At 50.9% G+C, this 16,667-nt stretch carries 18 protein-coding genes; 9 read left to right on the top strand and 9 right to left on the bottom strand.

Translation table 11 applies throughout. The features are described from left to right. The first annotated feature begins 223 nt into the window (after positions 1–223). The 3 genes from rnk to uspG all read left to right on the top strand — a co-directional run bounded on the left by rnk (position 224) and on the right by uspG (position 1,418). A complete protein-coding gene (rnk, locus tag AACU94_RS14400; RefSeq protein ID WP_130219417.1) occupies positions 224–634 on the top strand; it encodes a nucleoside diphosphate kinase regulator in 411 nt (136 codons plus the stop codon). Positions 635–776: 142 nt separating this feature from the next. Next, on the top strand, positions 777–866 hold the full coding sequence (gene yldA / locus AACU94_RS24755; RefSeq protein WP_368027512.1) for a small membrane protein YldA: 90 nt from the start codon (positions 777–779) through the stop codon (positions 864–866). A gap of 123 nt (positions 867–989) precedes the next feature. Further along, positions 990–1,418, top strand: coding sequence for a universal stress protein UspG (uspG, locus tag AACU94_RS14405; protein ID WP_130206453.1), 429 nt, complete (start codon positions 990–992; stop codon positions 1,416–1,418). A gap of 119 nt (positions 1,419–1,537) precedes the next feature. Here uspG and ahpF read toward each other — a convergent pair whose 3' ends face one another. Then, complete coding sequence (ahpF, locus tag AACU94_RS14410; protein WP_130219415.1) at positions 1,538–3,103, bottom strand: alkyl hydroperoxide reductase subunit F; 1,566 nt, start codon at positions 3,101–3,103, stop codon at positions 1,538–1,540. Between ahpF and AACU94_RS14415 the strand changes: the two genes are divergently transcribed. Beyond that, positions 3,102–3,278: a hypothetical protein gene (locus AACU94_RS14415; RefSeq protein ID WP_165383272.1), complete on the top strand. Its 177-nt coding sequence runs from the start codon at positions 3,102–3,104 to the stop codon at positions 3,276–3,278. The genes ahpF and AACU94_RS14415 overlap by 2 nt on opposite strands. On the opposite strand, the gene ahpC is transcribed toward AACU94_RS14415, so the two are convergent. After that, on the bottom strand, positions 3,275–3,838 hold the full coding sequence (gene ahpC / locus AACU94_RS14420) for an alkyl hydroperoxide reductase subunit C (RefSeq protein ID WP_000052796.1): 564 nt from the start codon (positions 3,836–3,838) through the stop codon (positions 3,275–3,277). The genes AACU94_RS14415 and ahpC overlap by 4 nt on opposite strands. A 373-nt stretch (positions 3,839–4,211) precedes the next feature. Here ahpC and dsbG point away from each other — a divergent pair, with 373 nt between their 5' ends. The 4 genes from dsbG (at position 4,212) to AACU94_RS14440 (ending at position 8,039) form a co-directional block, all read left to right on the top strand. Then, complete coding sequence (dsbG, locus tag AACU94_RS14425) at positions 4,212–4,958, top strand: thiol:disulfide interchange protein DsbG (protein ID WP_130219460.1); 747 nt, start codon at positions 4,212–4,214, stop codon at positions 4,956–4,958. 209 nt (positions 4,959–5,167) lie between these two features. Further along, a complete protein-coding gene (gene citR, locus AACU94_RS14430) occupies positions 5,168–6,070 on the top strand; it encodes a DNA-binding transcriptional repressor CitR (RefSeq protein ID WP_130219413.1) in 903 nt (300 codons plus the stop codon). 146 nt (positions 6,071–6,216) lie between these two features. Continuing rightward, on the top strand, positions 6,217–7,437 hold the full coding sequence (locus tag AACU94_RS14435) for a phosphoadenosine phosphosulfate reductase (protein WP_130219411.1): 1,221 nt from the start codon (positions 6,217–6,219) through the stop codon (positions 7,435–7,437). Beyond that, positions 7,410–8,039, top strand: a complete 630-nt coding sequence (locus AACU94_RS14440) for an IbrB-like domain-containing protein (RefSeq protein ID WP_130219409.1) — start codon at positions 7,410–7,412, stop codon at positions 8,037–8,039. The genes AACU94_RS14435 and AACU94_RS14440 overlap by 28 nt, the downstream gene beginning before the upstream one ends. On the opposite strand, the gene ybdL is transcribed toward AACU94_RS14440, so the two are convergent. Next, positions 8,040–9,200 (bottom strand): methionine-oxo-acid transaminase, encoded by a 1,161-nt coding sequence (gene ybdL / locus AACU94_RS14445; protein ID WP_135489642.1) that lies wholly within the window; start codon positions 9,198–9,200, stop codon positions 8,040–8,042. It abuts the gene before it with no gap. 108 nt (positions 9,201–9,308) lie between these two features. Between ybdL and hcxA the strand changes: the two genes are divergently transcribed. Beyond that, positions 9,309–10,397, top strand: coding sequence for a hydroxycarboxylate dehydrogenase HcxA (hcxA, locus tag AACU94_RS14450; protein ID WP_135489643.1), 1,089 nt, complete (start codon positions 9,309–9,311; stop codon positions 10,395–10,397). A gap of 9 nt (positions 10,398–10,406) precedes the next feature. On the opposite strand, the gene AACU94_RS14455 is transcribed toward hcxA, so the two are convergent. The 6 genes from AACU94_RS14455 to entE all read right to left on the bottom strand — a co-directional run bounded on the left by AACU94_RS14455 (position 10,407) and on the right by entE (position 16,661). Then, entirely contained in the window at positions 10,407–10,604 is a 198-nt protein-coding gene (locus AACU94_RS14455; RefSeq protein WP_000460431.1) for a YbdD/YjiX family protein, read from the bottom strand. 127 nt (positions 10,605–10,731) lie between these two features. Further along, complete coding sequence (cstA, locus tag AACU94_RS14460; protein ID WP_001043146.1) at positions 10,732–12,837, bottom strand: pyruvate/proton symporter CstA; 2,106 nt, start codon at positions 12,835–12,837, stop codon at positions 10,732–10,734. 180 nt (positions 12,838–13,017) lie between these two features. Next, complete coding sequence (gene entH, locus AACU94_RS14465) at positions 13,018–13,431, bottom strand: proofreading thioesterase EntH (RefSeq protein WP_000637937.1); 414 nt, start codon at positions 13,429–13,431, stop codon at positions 13,018–13,020. A gap of 2 nt (positions 13,432–13,433) precedes the next feature. Then, on the bottom strand, positions 13,434–14,180 hold the full coding sequence (gene entA / locus AACU94_RS14470; RefSeq protein ID WP_135489644.1) for a 2,3-dihydro-2,3-dihydroxybenzoate dehydrogenase EntA: 747 nt from the start codon (positions 14,178–14,180) through the stop codon (positions 13,434–13,436). Continuing rightward, positions 14,180–15,037, bottom strand: coding sequence for an enterobactin biosynthesis bifunctional isochorismatase/aryl carrier protein EntB (entB, locus tag AACU94_RS14475; RefSeq protein WP_135489645.1), 858 nt, complete (start codon positions 15,035–15,037; stop codon positions 14,180–14,182). Before entB ends, entA begins: the two co-directional genes overlap by 1 nt. 13 nt (positions 15,038–15,050) lie before the next feature. After that, the gene (entE, locus tag AACU94_RS14480; protein WP_135489646.1) at positions 15,051–16,661 is read right to left on the bottom strand and encodes a (2,3-dihydroxybenzoyl)adenylate synthase EntE; all 1,611 of its coding nucleotides are present in this window, start codon (positions 16,659–16,661) and stop codon (positions 15,051–15,053) included. Positions 16,662–16,667 lie beyond the last annotated feature (6 nt).

The raw sequence follows: 16,667 nt of genomic DNA on the forward strand, positions 1-16,667 counted from the left end.
AGTTAATCCATCACGAAAATTTATCCCTTACGCTGTTTTTCGATTAAGATTTATACAAATCGCTCAGCATTAAGGAATTACCTGAATGTGATGTAAATCACTTCAAAGAGTGAGCAACAGTCAGTATCATCATATGAGCTAAACCCTCGCCGCCTGACGGTGAGGGTTTTCTTTTGGGTATGTTTATCTGCGACACTCGCAGTACCGACGACATGGAGTAAAAATGTCCAGACCAACAATCATCATTAACGACCTGGATGCCGAACGCATCGATATTCTGCTGGAGCAACCTGCCTATGCCGGTTTGCCAATCGCCGACGCGTTAAACGCAGAGTTGGATCGCGCCCAAATGTGTTCGCCAGAAGAGATGCCACACGATGTGGTGACGATGAACAGCCGGGTTAAATTCCGCAATCTTAGCGATGGCGAAGTCCGTGTGCGTACACTGGTGTATCCGGCAAAGATGACCGACAGCAATACTCAACTTTCCGTTATGGCTCCGGTTGGTGCCGCACTGCTGGGGTTGCGCGTTGGCGATACCATCCACTGGGAACTTCCGGGCGGCGTTGCTACCCACCTTGAAGTGCTGGAACTCGAATACCAGCCTGAAGCCGCTGGCGAGTACCTGCTTTAATCCCATCTGCACAAGCGTTATTCGCTTTGCCCGGAGGATGCTTCTGCATCCTCTTTCCGCTCAAATATCAACCAGATTTATCATTTTGCTCTTCACCGCTGCGTTCTAATCTGAACAAGTTATCCACCAGCGGATCCCCCCTATGAGCGAAGCTCTCGGTATTACTGCGTTTTATATATTCATTGCAGCAATTATTGTTGTGGCAGTGCTATATCTTGAGCAACGCTGGTAGTAGCTGACTTAATCCATTTTCCAGATCAATTGCTATCCCAGATCAAATCAACTTCGCAAATCATAGAATCATAATCAATAATATGCTGTTATATGTTCATGCAATAGCAAGGAGGGAATGCTTATGTACAAAACAATCATTATGCCAGTAGACGTATTTGAAATGGAATTGAGCGACAAAGCCGTTCGTCACGCTGAATTTCTCGCCCAGGATGATGGCGTAATTCATTTACTCCATGTATTACCGGGCGCCGCAAGCCTTAGTCTGCACCGTTTTGCTGCTGATGTGCGTCGTTTCGAAGAACATTTGCAACATGAAGCCGAAGAACGCCTACAGACAATGGTCGGCCATTTCAATATTGATCCATCCCGTATCAAACCACATGTCCGTTTTGGTAACGTGCGAGATGAAGTGAACGAGTTAGCTAAAGAACTGGATGCGGATGTTGTGGTTATCGGTTCGCGAAATCCATCGATTTCAACCCATCTGTTAGGTTCCAACGCTTCCAACGTGATCCGTCACGCCAATCTGCCGGTATTAGTCGTTCGTTAACAAATTAACGCATTTATGACGCCCTGCCCTGAGCAATCCCGGCAGGGCGTTTTTTTATAAAAAAAGCCGCCAGGTTTGACCCCGGCGGCTAAGCAATTGCAGGTGAATCTTACTTCTTCTTATGCAGTTTTGGTGCGAATCAGGTAGTCAAAAGCGCTCAGAGAGGCTTTAGCACCTTCGCCCGTAGCGATGATGATCTGCTTGTACGGAACCGTCGTACAGTCACCAGCAGCGAACACGCCTTTGACGTTGGTTTCGCATTTCGCATCAATGATTATCTCACCCATACGATTACGTTCTACTGCGCCTTCCAGCCAGTTGGTGTTCGGCAGCAGACCAATCTGAACGAAAATACCAGCCAGTTCGATGTTGTGAACATCGCCGCTGACACGATCACGATATTCCAGACCAACGACTTTGCTGCCATCGCCTTTCACTTCCGTGGTTTGCGCATTCAGAATGATGTCGACGTTTTTCAGGCTGCGCAGTTTGTCCTGCAGAACCTGGTCGGCTTTCATTTCAGGGGCAAATTCCAGCAGCGTTACGTGTTCAACAATCCCTGCCAGGTCGATTGCCGCTTCCACACCGGAGTTGCCGCCGCCGATGACCGCCACACGTTTGCCTTTAAACAGTGGACCGTCGCAGTGCGGGCAATAGGTTACGCCTTTGGTGCGATACTGATCTTCGCCCGGAACGTTCATGTTGCGCCATTTTGCACCGGTCGCCACGATAATGCTGCGAGCTTTCAGTACCGCGCCGGAAGCCGTTTCAATCTGATGCAAGCCGCCTTCAACCGCTGCCGGAATCAGTTTGCTCGCGCTCTGGCTATCAATCACATCAACATCGTATTCATCAACGTGAACCTTCAGCGCGCCTGCCAGTTTCTGGCCTTCGGTCTTCGGTACAGAAATGTAGTTTTCGATATCAACGGTATCGAGGATCTGACCACCAAAACGTTCGCCCATCAGACCGGTACGAATACCTTTACGTGCGGAGTAAATTGCTGCCGCCGCACCCGCCGGGCCGGAACCGACGATTAATACATCATAAGCATCACGCTTGTTCAGCTCTTCTGCCGCACGTTTTTCCGCGCCAGTATCAATTTTGGCGACGATTTCAGTCAACGTCATGCGGCCCTGACCAAACTCTTTCCCGTTTACGAACACTGCCGGAACACCCATCACGTTACGATCGGTGATTTCGTTCTGGAACGTACCGCCATCAATCGCCGTGTGCTTAATACGCGGGTTCAGTACGCTCATCAGATTCAGCGCCTGCACCACGTCCGGGCAGTTGTGGCAAGAGAGCGAATAATAAGTTTCGAATTCAAAATCACCGTCAATATGGCGAATCTGCTCCAGCAGAGACTGTGCTTCTTTCGACGGATGACCACCGGTCCACAGCAACGCCAGTACCAGCGAGGTGAACTCATGACCCAGCGGGGAGCCTGCAAAACGCGGCCCCTGGTTGGAACCTGGGTTGGTGATCAAAAAAGACGGCTTACGCACCGGCAAGCTGTTATCTTCTTTAAAGGTGACTTTGTCTGACAGTTCTGCGATTTCAGCCAACAGTTCCTTGATTTCTGCCGATTTAGCGCTGTCATCCAGCGTGGCAATCAACTCAACAGGCTTGGTCAATTTCTCAAGGTAAGCCTTGAGTTGAGTTTTCATATTTGTGTCGAGCATGTTTATCTCCTGGGCTTTAAACATCATCATGCAAGCGGCCTTCATCGGCTACCTGGATGCAGCTTGCATCATGATGCGGGGAAGAAAATCGGGTGCCGCAGCACCCGAAGAATTAGGTGAATTTCCGAAGTATTTCGCGCCGGAGTTGGTAGCGCGAAAGACGAAGGAAATTTAGATTTTACCAACCAGGTCCAGAGACGGAGCCAGAGTTGCTTCACCTTCTTTCCATTTAGCCGGGCAAACTTCACCTGGGTGAGAAGCTACATACTGAGCAGCTTTGATTTTACGCAGCAGGTCAGACGCGTCACGGCCAATGCCTTCAGCGGTAACTTCGATTGCCTGGATGATACCCTGCGGGTCAACAACGAAGGTCGCGCGGTCAGCCAGACCTTCGTCTTCACGCATGTTGTCGAAGTTACGGGTCAGGGCGCCAGTCGGGTCGCCGATCATCGCGTATTTGATTTTCGCGATGGTTTCAGAGCTGCTGTGCCATGCTTTGTGGGTGAAGTGAGTATCGGTAGATACTGCGTATACGTCTACGCCCAGTTTCTGCAGTTCTTCGTAATGGTCTGCAACGTCGCCCAGTTCGGTCGGGCATACGAAAGTAAAGTCAGCCGGGTAGAAGAAGAAGACGCTCCAGCGGCCTTCGGTATCTTTCTCGGTGATTTCGATGAATTCGCCGTTTTTGAATGCCTGGTTTTTAAAAGGTTTAATTTTGGTGTTAATCAAGGACATCTATACTTCCTCCGTGTTTTCGATGAGATGTAAGGTAACCAATTTTTGCCGATTCGGCTAATGCGTTTCCATTATCAAATCGATAAGTTTTACCTTACAACCTTCGTAAGACAACTTTGTGAACTTTGCACCGCCAGCGGCGATAAAAAGTAAAATGGGCCCCCTTTCCAGGTGACCGTGTAATCTGAACTACCCTTTGGTATCTTCAGCGCCTGTTCAGCAGGCTGCGCTGTTGCCCTTACAAATGCAACAACGACATGGATTACAACACCCTCATAAACAAAGGGCAATCACCTGTTCTAAGCTCTTACCTATGACAGTGATAGGTTATGCCTTTTACTCAAATTTTGCACTGACTGAAAAGGACAAATTAATGTTAAAAAAGATACTTTTATTGGCTCTGCTTCCTGCAGTCGCCTTCGCAGAGGAACTTCCAGCCCCAGTAAAAGCCATTGAAAAACAGGGTATTACTATCCTCAAATCTTTTGATGCCCCCGGGGGAATGAAAGGTTATCTCGGAAAGTATCAGGATATGGGAGTTACTATCTACCTGACACCAGACGGCAAGCACGCTATCTCAGGTTATATGTACAACGAAAAAGGTGAAAACCTGAGTAACACACTTATTGAGAAAGAAATTTATGCGCCAGTCGGTCGAGAAATGTGGCAACGGATGGAGCAATCCCACTGGCTCCTCGACGGCAAAAAAGATGCGCCTGTTATGGTTTATGTCTTTGTCGATCCATTTTGTCCGTATTGTAAACAGTTCTGGCAGCAGACGCGCCCGTGGGTTGAGGCTGGCAAAGTCCAGATTCGCACACTACTGGTTGGCGTAATCAAACCGGAAAGCCCAGCGACTGCTGCGGCGATCCTCGCGGCTAAAGATCCGGCTAAAGCATGGCAAGAGTATGAAGCATCAGACAAGAAGCTAAAGCTAAACATTCCGGCCACCGTTGGTGCAGAGCAAATGAAAATCTTAAGTGCCAATGAAAAACTGATGGATGAACTTGGCGCAAACGTCACGCCTGCTATCTACTACATGAGCCCGGAGAATACATTGCAACAGGCGGTCGGATTACCGGATCAAAAGACCTTAAATATCATCATGGGAAATAAATAATATTAAATCATGGATAACTGGAATATATACGGCTTTTCAGTTATCCTGAAAACCGCAAGAATTGATCACAAACAATAAATCGGCTATGCTATTTTAGAAAAACTTAATCATGAGTTAAGTAAAAGAACATAATAAATACAAATATATTAATTCATATTATAGATTTAATGAATATCATGATGAGTGCAATGATATGAATGGAGTACATCATGGCCAATCTTTACGACTTAAAAAAATTTGACTTGAATTTACTGGTAATCTTCGAGTGCATTTACCAACATCTCAGCATTAGTAAGGCTGCAGAATCGCTATATATAACGCCCTCTGCGGTTAGTCAGTCCCTGCAACGCTTACGTACGCAATTTAATGATCCTTTGTTTACTCGTGCCGGAAAAGGTATTACGCCAACGACTACTGGGTTAAATCTTCATCATCATCTTGAGAAAAACCTTAGAAACCTGGAACAAACAATAAATATCGTCAATAAATCTGAATTAAAGAAAAAATTTATAATCTATGGTCCACAATTCATCTCTGCGACAAACAGCAGCCTTTTGATCAATAGTCTGCGCCAGGATGCGGTTATCGACATTGAACATCATGACATTATGATGGCCGTAGAAAGCGCCGAAGATTTACTGGCTTACCGCAAAGCGGATCTCGTAGTGACATTGGCACCAGTTATCAGCCGTTCTGTGAGCTGCATCCCTTTTCAGTCAATTCGTAATACACTCATCTGTAGTACTACCCATCCGAGAATAAATGAACGGAGCACCCATGCACAAATTCTTGATGAAGAATTTACCTTTCTGATATCTAAAATCCCTGGATTAGAAGATTTCCAGATGGAAATAGAAGCACTCATGGCAAACCGTAAAATATCGTTTCGTAGTTCCTCTCTGTTTACCATTATTAATACAATTGCAGTTACCGATTTAATTGGTATTGTGCCTTACGAATTATACCGCAGTTATCATAAAACACTTCAGCTAAAACAAATAAAACTTGAACACCCGTTGCCTTCAAACACACTTTATATGTCCTATAATAAATCATCATTAAATAACCTTACGTTCTCACGATTCATTGATCGTTTGAATGACAATTTATAATAAACATCTATCCGTTGGCAAAATGTTTTTCAATGAAAAATTCACACTATAAATACATAAAATAATATATCTTATTTGAATTTATTTACTTTATAATTAAAAAACTATCGCATTATCTACCTGTCAGGTTCAGAGAGCATCTTTAGATGTCTATTTATAAAATTCCTCTTCCGCTCAATATTCTGGAAGCTGCACAAGAGCGTATTACCTGGACACTCAACACCCTACCCCGCGTTTGTGTCTCATTTTCTGGCGGTAAAGATTCAGGCTTAATGCTTCATCTAACCGCGAATCTGGCCAGAAAAATGGGCAAAAAAATATACGTTCTGTTTATCGACTGGGAAGCACAGTTTTCTTTAACTATTCACTATATTCAGTCCCTACGAGAGCAGTATGCAGATGTCATTGAAGAATTTTATTGGGTAGCGCTGCCTCTTACGACGCAAAACTCTCTTTCTCAATATCAACCCGAATGGCAATGCTGGGAACCTGATGTTGAATGGGTACGCCAGCCCCCGGGAGATGCAATAACCGATCCCGCTTATTTCCCGTTTTACCAGCCAGGCATGACTTTTGAACATTTCGTGCGTGAATTTGCCGAATGGTTTTCGCAAAAACGTCCTGCGGCCATGATGATCGGCATCCGGGCTGACGAGTCCTATAACCGTTTCGTTGCTATCGCCAGTTCGAATAAACAGCGTTTTGCCGACGATAAACCCTGGACTACGGCCGCACCAGGCGGTCATAGCTGGTACATTTACCCCATCTACGACTGGAAAGTGGCTGATATCTGGACCTGGTATGCAAATCATCAAAGTCTCTGCAACCCTCTGTATAACCTAATGTATCAGGCGGGCGTCCCTCTGCGTCAAATGCGAATTTGCGAACCTTTTGGCCCGGAGCAACGACAGGGATTATGGCTCTATCACGTTATCGAACCGGATCGCTGGGCTGCTATGTGCGCACGAGTCAGCGGTGTAAAAAGCGGCGGAATTTACGCCGGACATGACAATCATTTCTATGGGCATCGGAAAATCCTCAAGCCAGAGCATTTAGACTGGCAAGAGTATGCATTATTGCTGCTCAATAGCATGCCGGAAAAAACTGCGGAGCATTACCGCAATAAAATCGCCATTTATTTGCACTGGTATCAGAAAAAAGGCATCGAGGTTCCACAAACCCAGCAAGGGGACATTGGCACGAAAGATATCCCCTCCTGGCGGCGAATATGCAAAGTTTTACTCAATAACGATTACTGGTGCCGGGCATTATCATTTAGCCCTACGAAAGCGAAGAACTATCAGCGTTATAACGAACGGATAAAAGGAAAACGTCAGGAATGGGGGATACTATGCAACAACGATTAACGCAGGATTTAACCCAATTTCTCGCCAGCTTGCCGGAAGACGATCGCATCAAAGCGATTAATGAAATCCGCATGGCGATCCATCAGGTTAGCCCCTTTCGTGAAGAGCCGGTGGATTGTGTTTTGTGGGTGAAAAATAGCCAGCTCGTGCCGAATGATTACAACCCCAATAATGTGGCACCACCAGAGAAAAAACTGCTGCAAAAATCCATTGAAATAGATGGCTTTACGCAACCCATTGTGGTCACGCATACAGATAAAAATGCTCTGGAAATTGTTGATGGTTTTCACCGCCATGAAATAGGTAAAGGCTTATCATCGTTAAAATTACGCTTAAAAGGTTATTTGCCGGTGACCTGTCTTGAAGGTACGCGTAATCAACGCATCGCTGCAACAATTCGCCACAACCGCGCTCGTGGACGCCATCAAATCACCGCCATGTCGGAAATCGTCCGTGAACTCAGCCAGTTGGGATGGGACGATAATAAAATTGGCAAAGAGCTGGGAATGGACAGCGACGAAGTGCTGCGCCTGAAGCAAATTAACGGTCTGCAAGAGTTGTTTGCCGACCGTCAATATTCCCGCGCATGGACAGTTAAATAACTACAGCTGGCGCAGGCGTTCAGCTGCTGCCAGCAACGTCGATTCCTTCTTGGCAAAACAGAGACGAATCAGTTTATGTGGGAAGGGATCGGCGCAAAACACCGACAGAGGAATTGCCGCTACGCCGTGCTCCCGCGTCAGCCACTGGCAAAACTCAACATCATCCAGCGTAGACACGGCGCTGTAATCCACCAGCAAAAAGTAAGTACCTTCGCAGGGTAGTATCTCCAGCCGACTTTCACTTAAGGCGTTCACCAGGATATCGCGCTTCTGGCGATAAAAGTCCGGTAACGCAAGATAATGCTCAGGTTCTGCACGTAGCATATCGGCAAGCGCCAGCTGTGCCGGGGTATTCACCGAAAAGGTCAGATACTGATGTACCTTGCGAATTTCGGCACTGATGGGCGCTGGCGCAACGCAATAACCCACTTTCCAGCCGGTCATATGATAGGTCTTGCCAAATGAAGACACCGCCACCGCCCGCTCACGCAGCTGCGGATGCGCCAGCACGCTGACATGGCCCTGTTGTGAAAAGTTGATGTGCTCGTAGACTTCATCGCTAATGACAAAAATCTCGTGCCCGGCGATCGCCTGCCACAAAGCGGCGAAATCAGCCTGCTGCCAGACAGTTGCACTGGGGTTATGCGGGGTGTTGAGGATCACCAGTCGGGTGCGCTCGCTTAACAATGCGGCAAACTCCTGCCAGTTAACGCGAAAATGCGGTGGTTGCAGTGCCATACGCTTCACTATTCCCCCAGAAAGCGCGATGGCGGGGGCGTAACTGTCATAGCTGGGATCAAAACAAATCACTTCATCGCCATTGCGCACCAATGCGGTAATCGCCGCGTATAACGCCTCCGTCGCCCCTGCCGTTACGGTGATATCGCTATCGGCATCTGGTTGATAGCCATACAAACGTTCCGTTTTCTGAGCAATCGCCTCGCGCAATGCCTGCACGCCGCTCATGGGCGCGTATTGGTTTGCCCCCTGGGCAACGTGGTACGCCAGCCGCTCCTGTAAATAGCGCGGACCATCAAAATCAGGAAAGCCTTGCGACAGGTTAATCGCCTGGTGTTGCTGCGCCAGCGTGCTCATCTGGGTGAAAATAGTGGTGCCAAGTTTTGGAAGTTTGCTTTGTGGAATCAGAGGGTTATTTGTCATTTTTATTGTACCTGACGAAGTTGCGTGTTGAAGGCACTATAACACGATGCTAGTATTTGGCAATCAAGACGTTTAGATGTCTAAATAAAACAATAAGGACAACACAACATGCCTCACAATCCTATCCGCGTGGTCGTCGGCCCGGCTAACTACTTTTCTCATCCTGGAAGTTTCAATCACCTGCACGATTTTTTCACTGATGAACAACTTTCTCGCGCGGTGTGGATCTACGGCGAACGCGCCATTGCTGCGGCGCAAACCAAACTTCCGCCAGCGTTTGAACTGCGGGGGGCAAAGCATATTTTGTTTCGCGGTCATTGCAGCGAAAGCGATGTACAGCAACTGGCGGCTGAGTCCGGTGACGATCGCAGCGTAGTGATTGGCGTCGGCGGCGGCGCACTGCTCGACACCGCGAAAGCCCTCGCCCGCCGTCTCGGTCTGCCATTTGTTGCCGTTCCGACGATCGCCGCTACCTGCGCCGCCTGGACACCGCTCTCCGTCTGGTATAACGATGCCGGACAGGCGCTGCATTATGAGATTTTCGACGACGCCAATTTTATGGTGCTGGTGGAACCGGAGATTGTCCTCAACGCGCCGCAAGAATATCTGCTGGCGGGGATCGGTGACACGCTGGCGAAATGGTATGAAGCGGTGGTGCTGGCTCCGCAACCAGAAACGTTGCCGCTAACCGTGCGGCTGGGGATCAATAATGCACAGGCCATTCGCGACGTCTTGTTAAACAGTAGCGAACAGGCGCTTGCCGATCAGCAAAATCAGCAGTTAACGCAATCATTTTGCGATGTGGTGGATGCGATTATCGCCGGAGGTGGAATGGTCGGTGGTCTGGGCGATCGTTTTACGCGTGTGGCGGCGGCTCATGCCGTGCATAACGGTCTGACTGTCCTGCCGCAAACCGAGAAGTTTCTCCACGGCACCAAAGTCGCCTACGGAATTCTGGTGCAAAGCGCCTTGCTGGGTCAGGATGATGTGCTCGCGCAATTAACTGGAGCGTATCAGCGTTTTCATCTGCCGACTACGCTGGCGGAGCTGGAAGTGGATATCAATAATCAGGCAGAGATCGACAAAGTGATTGCCCACACCTTACGTCCGGTGGAATCCATTCATTACCTGCCGGTCACGCTGACACCAGATACCTTGCGTGCAGCGTTCGAAAAAGTGGAATCGTTTAAAGCCTGACGTACAAATTTAGCAGCAGCGCGCGCCGCCTTTTCCACCGTAGCGCGCGTCCTGCCGCTCACGGAAAAACTCTTCGTAGGTCATCGGCGTTTGATCGGGATGATTAACCCGCATATGTTCGACATAGTTGTCGTAATCAGGCATACCAATCATCAGCTTCGCCGCCTGACCTAAATATTTTCCGGCTTTTGCCAGTGAATCAAACATCAATACCTCCGGTAATCAGGTTGCTGAAATATTGCCGGATACGGCGCGAACGCCTTATCCGGACTGGAATTGCTGAGAGTAAGGGGAACGCTCGGCACTATACCAACATCCCCCCCTCACTCTGACTTTAGTGCGCGCCTTTTGCCTGCGCCACGATCTCTTCAACATTTTCCGGCATTGGCTCATACGGCGTTTCTTTCGCCGTCGGCTTCGGCTCTTTCAACGCCGCCAGTGCCGTCTTAATCGAGAACAGCGCCAGCACCACCACAACCACCATAAAGAAGATGGTCAACCCGGCATCCAGACGGTTGTTGAACACCAGTTGCGCCAGCTGTGACTCAGTATACTGCGACGGAATATTGCCGCTGTCGATCATTGCCTGGAACTTGTTAGCAATGGCCAGGAAGCCGACTTTCGCATCCGGGCTAAACGCTTTCTGCCAGCCTGCGGTCAGGGTACAAATCAGCAGCCAGGCCGTTGGTACCAGCGCCACCCAGGCGTAACGTTGACGTTTCATTTTGAACAGCACCACAGCACAGAGCATCAGCGCCATCCCTGCCAGCATCTGGTTGGCAATACCAAACAGCGGCCACAGAGTGTTAATACCGCCCAGCGGATCGACCACGCCCTGATGCAAGAAGTAGCCCCACGCCAGCACGCACAGCGCCGTTGCCAGCAGGTTAGCAGGCAGTGAATCGGTCCGTTTCAGGCCCGGAGAAACCACGCCCAGCAGATCCTGCAACATAAAGCGCGCAGCACGCGTACCTGCATCTACTGCGGTCAGAATAAACAGTGCTTCAAACAGAATGGCGAAGTGATACCAGAACGCCACATCCATCATGCCGCCCAGCGCGCCGTGCAGAATGTAGGCCATCCCCACCGCCAGGGTCGGCGCACCGCCCGCACGGGAAATGATCGACTGTTCACCCACTTCGCTGGCAATCTGGTTGAGCGTATCCGGGGTAATCGCAAAGCCCCAGCTACTCACCACCTGCGCGGCAGAAGCGACCACATCCGCCGTCCCTGCCGGAGCCAGCACCGCCATCGGGCTGTTCATGGCGAAGTAAACGCCCGGATCGATGATACAGGCAGAAACCAGCGCCATAATCGCCACGAAGGATTCCATCAACATCCCGCCGTAGCCAATAAAGCACGCCTGACCTTCGTTCGCCAACATCTTCGGCGTGGTGCCGGAAGAGATCAGCGCATGGAAGCCAGACACTGCGCCACAGGCGATGGTGATAAACAGGAACGGGAACAGGTTACCGGTCCATACCGGGCCAGTACCATCAACAAATTTGGTTAGCGCAGGCATGGTCAGCGTCGGGCGCATAATCAAAATGCCTACCGCCAGACCGACGATAGTCCCGATTTTCAGGAAGGTAGAGAGATAGTCACGCGGGGCCAGCAGCAACCACACCGGCAGCACCGCCGCCACAAAACCGTAGCCCACCAGCATCCAGGTCAACTGCACGCCGGTAAAGTCAAAGTACGGTGCCCAGGTCGGGCTTTCTGCCACCCAGCCGCCAGAGATAATGGCAAAAATCAGGAACACCAGACCAATCACCGACACTTCGCCAATACGCCCTGGACGCAGATAGCGCAGGTAGATCCCCATAAACAGCGCCAGCGGAATGGTGAACGCAACGGTATACGTTCCCCACGGGCTATGAGTCAGGGCTTTCACCACGATCATCGCCAGCACGGCAAGGATAATGACCATGATCATAAAGCAGGCCACCAGCGCAATCACCCCGGCGGTTGGCCCCATCTCTTCTTTGACCAGCTCACCCAGCGAGCGACCGTCACGGCGCGTAGAAACAAACAGCACCATGAAATCCTGCACCGCACCGGCGAGAACCACCCCGGCGAGCAGCCAGATCATCCCTGGCAGGTAGCCCATTTGCGCCGCCAGTACCGGCCCAACCAACGGACCTGCTCCGGCAATGGCCGCAAAATGGTGACCGAACAGCACTTTTTTGTCCGTCGGCACATAGTCCAGTCCGTCGTTATGGCGCACCGCTGGCGTCATACGCGTCGGGTCAACCGCCAGTACATTTTTGGCGATATACAGGCCATAAAAACGGTAAGCGATCAGATAGATACAGACCGACGCCACCACAATCCACAGCGCGTTGATCTGTTCCCCACGATTTAAAGCAATGTATCCCAGAGCAAATGCTCCCATTACAGAGAGCACTGTCCAGACGAGGTATTTCCCTGATTTGTTCATAGTTGTTATCCGTGTGCGTGTCCATAGAGATGTTACATTTTGTTTCTATAACATCTTTGTGCAATTTAACAACACAGCAACCATGTAAATCGGAGTTGAAACCAATATTTAACTTCACAATGTTAACTCGATCACTCCGTTAACCGAGTTTTCCTGCAATCTCATTTAATTCTGTCGGGTTCATCCCAAAACTGCCGTACCCAGCCGACAAGTGCAGCAACGCCGCCCCTGTTCATCGAAAACAACGATTTCCCAACTCTGATTTTGCCGCCCAAGATGCAGCGGTTGGCAGACGCCGCGTACCTTGCCTTCAGACACCGGGCGATGATGTGTGGCGTTAAGTTCCGTGCCCACCACACACTGCCCATCGCGGGTCATCATAAATCCGGCCATCGATCCCAAAGTTTCCGCCAGCGCCGCCGACGCGCCGCCATGTAGTAAACCGAACGGCTGATGAGTACGGATATCGACCGGCATTTCGGCTTCGAGTACATCATCGCCCAGACGGGTATACACAATTCCCAGATGCGCCACCATCGTGTTATCGCTGGTGGCGTTCAGCTCGTCGAGTGTTAAATGGCGTTTCCAGATCATGCTTATGCCCCCAGCGTTGAGCCGCCATCGACCACAATATCCTGTAGCGTGATATGGCTGGCGAGGTCAGAGGCGAGGAACAAAATCGTGTTGGCGATCTCTTGTGGACGGGCGATTTTTCCCAGCGGAATGCCGAGTTTAAACTGCTCGCCAAAGCCGCGAATACGCTGCTCTTCAGCGTCATCGCTCACCCACAGCGTGCGTTGCATATCGGTGTCGGTGGAGCCCGGTGAAACCACATTACAGCGCACACTGCTACCCGCCAGTTCCAGCCCGACACTCAACGCCAGGCTTTTCAGCGCCGCTTTCGACGCGCCATAAGCACTCATGCCAATACGCGGCGTGTGTGCGGCATCGGACGCCACAGTGACAATCGCCCCGCCCCGTTGGCGACGAAACTGGTTCATGGTTTGCTGAAACAGGTTAAACGCGCCGCCGACGTTGACCGCAAAAGTCTGCTGCCAGTCCTCCTTACTGAGCTGATCGGTCGCGCCCATGCGCAAAATTCCCGCCGCATTGACCAGCACGTCCAGTCGCTCCGTTTCAGCTAACAGTCGCTGACATACCTGCGCCACCTGCGCAGCATCGGCAACATCCATCACTTCGGTCGCAAAGGGATATTGCTCCTGAGCGAACACTTGATCAAAACCTGTGACTTTCGCTCCCGCTTCAACAAACGCCAGCGCCGTGGCGTAGCCGATACCTTTCCCCGCGCCAGTTACCCAGACATTTTTACCGCTGAAATCCATTATTTCACCTCGCGGGAGAGTAGCTTCCACCAGGCGTCGATGGTCGGGTTTTTCGCCAGCATGACAAAGTCGATATCGCCATGCACTTTGCGCCAGCGCGCCGCCAGCGCCATCATCCGCACCGAATCCAGACCGTAGTCGATCAAGTTGTCGTCATCGAACGGTTCATCGGACTCGTCCAGCAACGGCAGGATCACCTCACGCAGCGCCGCTTTGCTGGCAGGGATCGGGGCTGGCAGTAATTCTTCGGTCATCACCACCCGGCCAGAACGTCCGGCCACATAATTCAGCGACATCAAATGATCGTCACGACTGAAATCGGCCAGTGCATCCGCCACCATAAACGGTTTAATATCGCGCATAAATGCGTCGGTTGCGGTGGTCATACAGCCAATGTGGGCATATACCCCGGTAATAATCAGCTGGTTACGTCCACTCTCTTTGAGCATTTGCTCCAGCGGAGAACGATGAAACGCGCTGTAACGCCACTTCACCAGCACCGTGTCGTCGGCATCTGGCGTCAGGCGATCTACCACCTTTTGCTGTTCCGGCGAACGGGTCAGGCCCGGCCCCCACATATCATTCAACAGCGCCCGATCTTCATCGCTCTGCTCTTTCGGCTGGGCGGTGTAATAAACCGGAATATTGTGCTGTTTGCAGTAGTCGCGCAGCGCAGCAATATTCGCGATCACCTGCTCCATCATCGGGCAGTTCTCACCCCAGAAGCTGACAAAATAGTCCTGCATATCATGGATTAACAACGCGGCACGTTGCGGTTCAAAGGCCCAGTCGACTTTATTCTGCGGAATATCGTGAGACTCCGGCAGCGCGTAAGCCTGTAATTTTGGAATAGCCATCGTGTTCTCTCCTTCAGGCTGATGCGCGTGACGCCAGCCACTGACGTAATTGTTTTTTATCGACTTTCCCGACCGCCGTCAGCGGAAGTGAATCCACACACTCCACGCGATCCGGTAATTTAAATTCGGCAATACCCTGTTCACGCAGGAAACGACGCACCTGCACCGCGCGCAGCGGCTCTTTTATCACCAGATAAGCACAGCTTTTTTCGCCCATCAGCTCATCTTCCATGCTCACCAGTGCGGCGTAGATCACCGCCGGATGGCGCAGCAGCAGGTTTTCGATCTCTTCGGCAGCGATCTTCTCGCCGCCACGGTTGATCTGATCTTTCTCGCGCCCCTGCACGGTGATGTAACCCTCTGGATCAATAGAGATCAGATCGCCGGAACAGTAAAAACCGTTGGCATCAAAGGCGCTGGCATTGTGCTGTGGGCTTTTGTAATAGCCGCGGAAGGTGTACGGACCGCGCGTCATCAGGCGTCCAACTTCCCCTTGCGGCAGTGGATTTCCTTCAGCATCGGCAACCCACACTTCATCGTCCGGACACATTGGGTAACCCTGGGTATGGATAATTTTCTCCGCGCTATCATCTAGACGGGTGTAGTTCACCAGCCCTTCCGCCATGCCAAACACCTGCTGCAACTGGCAGCCAATCTCAGCGGGAATACGCGCCGCAAGTGTGGCAGAAAGACGTGCGCCGCCGACCTGTAACAGTTTTAGCGAGGCAAGCTGCGCCCGGCTTTCGCCTTCAGCCAGCGCCTGCAACCACAGGCTGACTGCTGGCGGCACCAGCGCGGTGACGTTCACCTGATGTTTTTCAATCAATGGGAAGCAAAGCGTGGCGCTGGGATCGGCCGCCAGAACAACCGTTCCTCCGGCAAGAAAGACGCCCAGCGATCCTGGCGAACTCATGGCGTAGTTATGAGCCGCCGGGATCGCGCACAGGTAGCGCGTCTGTTGTGTGAACTGACAAATCTCGACGCTACGACGCACGCTGTAGTAGTAGTCGTTATGAGTGCGCGGGATCAATTTCGGTGTGCCGGTGGTGCCACCGGAAAGCTGGAAATAGGCCACTTCATCAGCTGGTGACGGCGTGGCAGTAAAATCCTCAGCCGGATGGTTAATCGCATCCTGCAAGTTATGCTCACCGCTGTCGTTGTGCAGTTGCACCACGCGAATGGAGGAATGTTCTGTGACGAAAGTATTGAGGAAATCATCCCCGCTAAACAGCGCATGTTGGCGATCGGCAATCAGCAATGTGGGTTCAATCTGGCTGGCATAGGCGTTCAGTTCACTACGCTGATGGCTGAACAACGCCAGCACCGGCGCAACGCCCAGTTTCAGCAGCGCGAAAAAGGTAATGTAAAGTTCAGCGACGTTACCCAGTTGTACCAGCGCGGTTTCACCAGGTTTAATGCCCTGACGGCGCAAACTACACGCGAGGTTATCCGCCGCCTGATTCAGCTCCCGGTAACTCAACTGCCGCTCGCCGTCGATAACCGCGATGCTGTCACTCGCAGCGTGGCGAGTCAGAATGTCAGTCAGTGGCAAATCCTGCCAGTAGCCTTTTTCCCGATAGCGACGGGCAAACTCTTCCGGCCAGCGGGTGAATGGAATGCTCATCCTCAC

Origin of the sequence: Escherichia sp. E4702, assembly GCF_963883545.1 — a bacterium.
Taxonomy (GTDB): Bacteria; Pseudomonadota; Gammaproteobacteria; order Enterobacterales; family Enterobacteriaceae; genus Escherichia.

What these genes read in the sequence shown, in the direction of transcription:
- ahpC (WP_000052796.1), bottom strand. Translation starts at nt 3,838, where the DNA reads ATGTCCTTGATTAACACCAAAATTAAACCTTTTAAAAACCAGGCATTC.
- AACU94_RS14435 (WP_130219411.1), top strand. Translation starts at nt 6,217, where the DNA reads ATGTCTATTTATAAAATTCCTCTTCCGCTCAATATTCTGGAAGCTGCA.
- cstA (WP_001043146.1), bottom strand. Translation starts at nt 12,837, where the DNA reads ATGAACAAATCAGGGAAATACCTCGTCTGGACAGTGCTCTCTGTAATG.
- entA (WP_135489644.1), bottom strand. Translation starts at nt 14,180, where the DNA reads ATGGATTTCAGCGGTAAAAATGTCTGGGTAACTGGCGCGGGGAAAGGT.
- entE (WP_135489646.1), bottom strand. Translation starts at nt 16,661, where the DNA reads ATGAGCATTCCATTCACCCGCTGGCCGGAAGAGTTTGCCCGTCGCTAT.
- entB (WP_135489645.1), bottom strand. Translation starts at nt 15,037, where the DNA reads ATGGCTATTCCAAAATTACAGGCTTACGCGCTGCCGGAGTCTCACGAT.
- ahpF (WP_130219415.1), bottom strand. Translation starts at nt 3,103, where the DNA reads ATGCTCGACACAAATATGAAAACTCAACTCAAGGCTTACCTTGAGAAA.
- rnk (WP_130219417.1), top strand. Translation starts at nt 224, where the DNA reads ATGTCCAGACCAACAATCATCATTAACGACCTGGATGCCGAACGCATC.
- ybdL (WP_135489642.1), bottom strand. Translation starts at nt 9,200, where the DNA reads ATGACAAATAACCCTCTGATTCCACAAAGCAAACTTCCAAAACTTGGC.
- AACU94_RS14415 (WP_165383272.1), top strand. Translation starts at nt 3,102, where the DNA reads ATGTTTATCTCCTGGGCTTTAAACATCATCATGCAAGCGGCCTTCATC.
- yldA (WP_368027512.1), top strand. Translation starts at nt 777, where the DNA reads ATGAGCGAAGCTCTCGGTATTACTGCGTTTTATATATTCATTGCAGCA.
- dsbG (WP_130219460.1), top strand. Translation starts at nt 4,212, where the DNA reads ATGTTAAAAAAGATACTTTTATTGGCTCTGCTTCCTGCAGTCGCCTTC.
- AACU94_RS14440 (WP_130219409.1), top strand. Translation starts at nt 7,410, where the DNA reads ATGGGGGATACTATGCAACAACGATTAACGCAGGATTTAACCCAATTT.
- uspG (WP_130206453.1), top strand. Translation starts at nt 990, where the DNA reads ATGTACAAAACAATCATTATGCCAGTAGACGTATTTGAAATGGAATTG.
- entH (WP_000637937.1), bottom strand. Translation starts at nt 13,431, where the DNA reads ATGATCTGGAAACGCCATTTAACACTCGACGAGCTGAACGCCACCAGC.
- AACU94_RS14455 (WP_000460431.1), bottom strand. Translation starts at nt 10,604, where the DNA reads ATGTTTGATTCACTGGCAAAAGCCGGAAAATATTTAGGTCAGGCGGCG.
- citR (WP_130219413.1), top strand. Translation starts at nt 5,168, where the DNA reads ATGGCCAATCTTTACGACTTAAAAAAATTTGACTTGAATTTACTGGTA.
- hcxA (WP_135489643.1), top strand. Translation starts at nt 9,309, where the DNA reads ATGCCTCACAATCCTATCCGCGTGGTCGTCGGCCCGGCTAACTACTTT.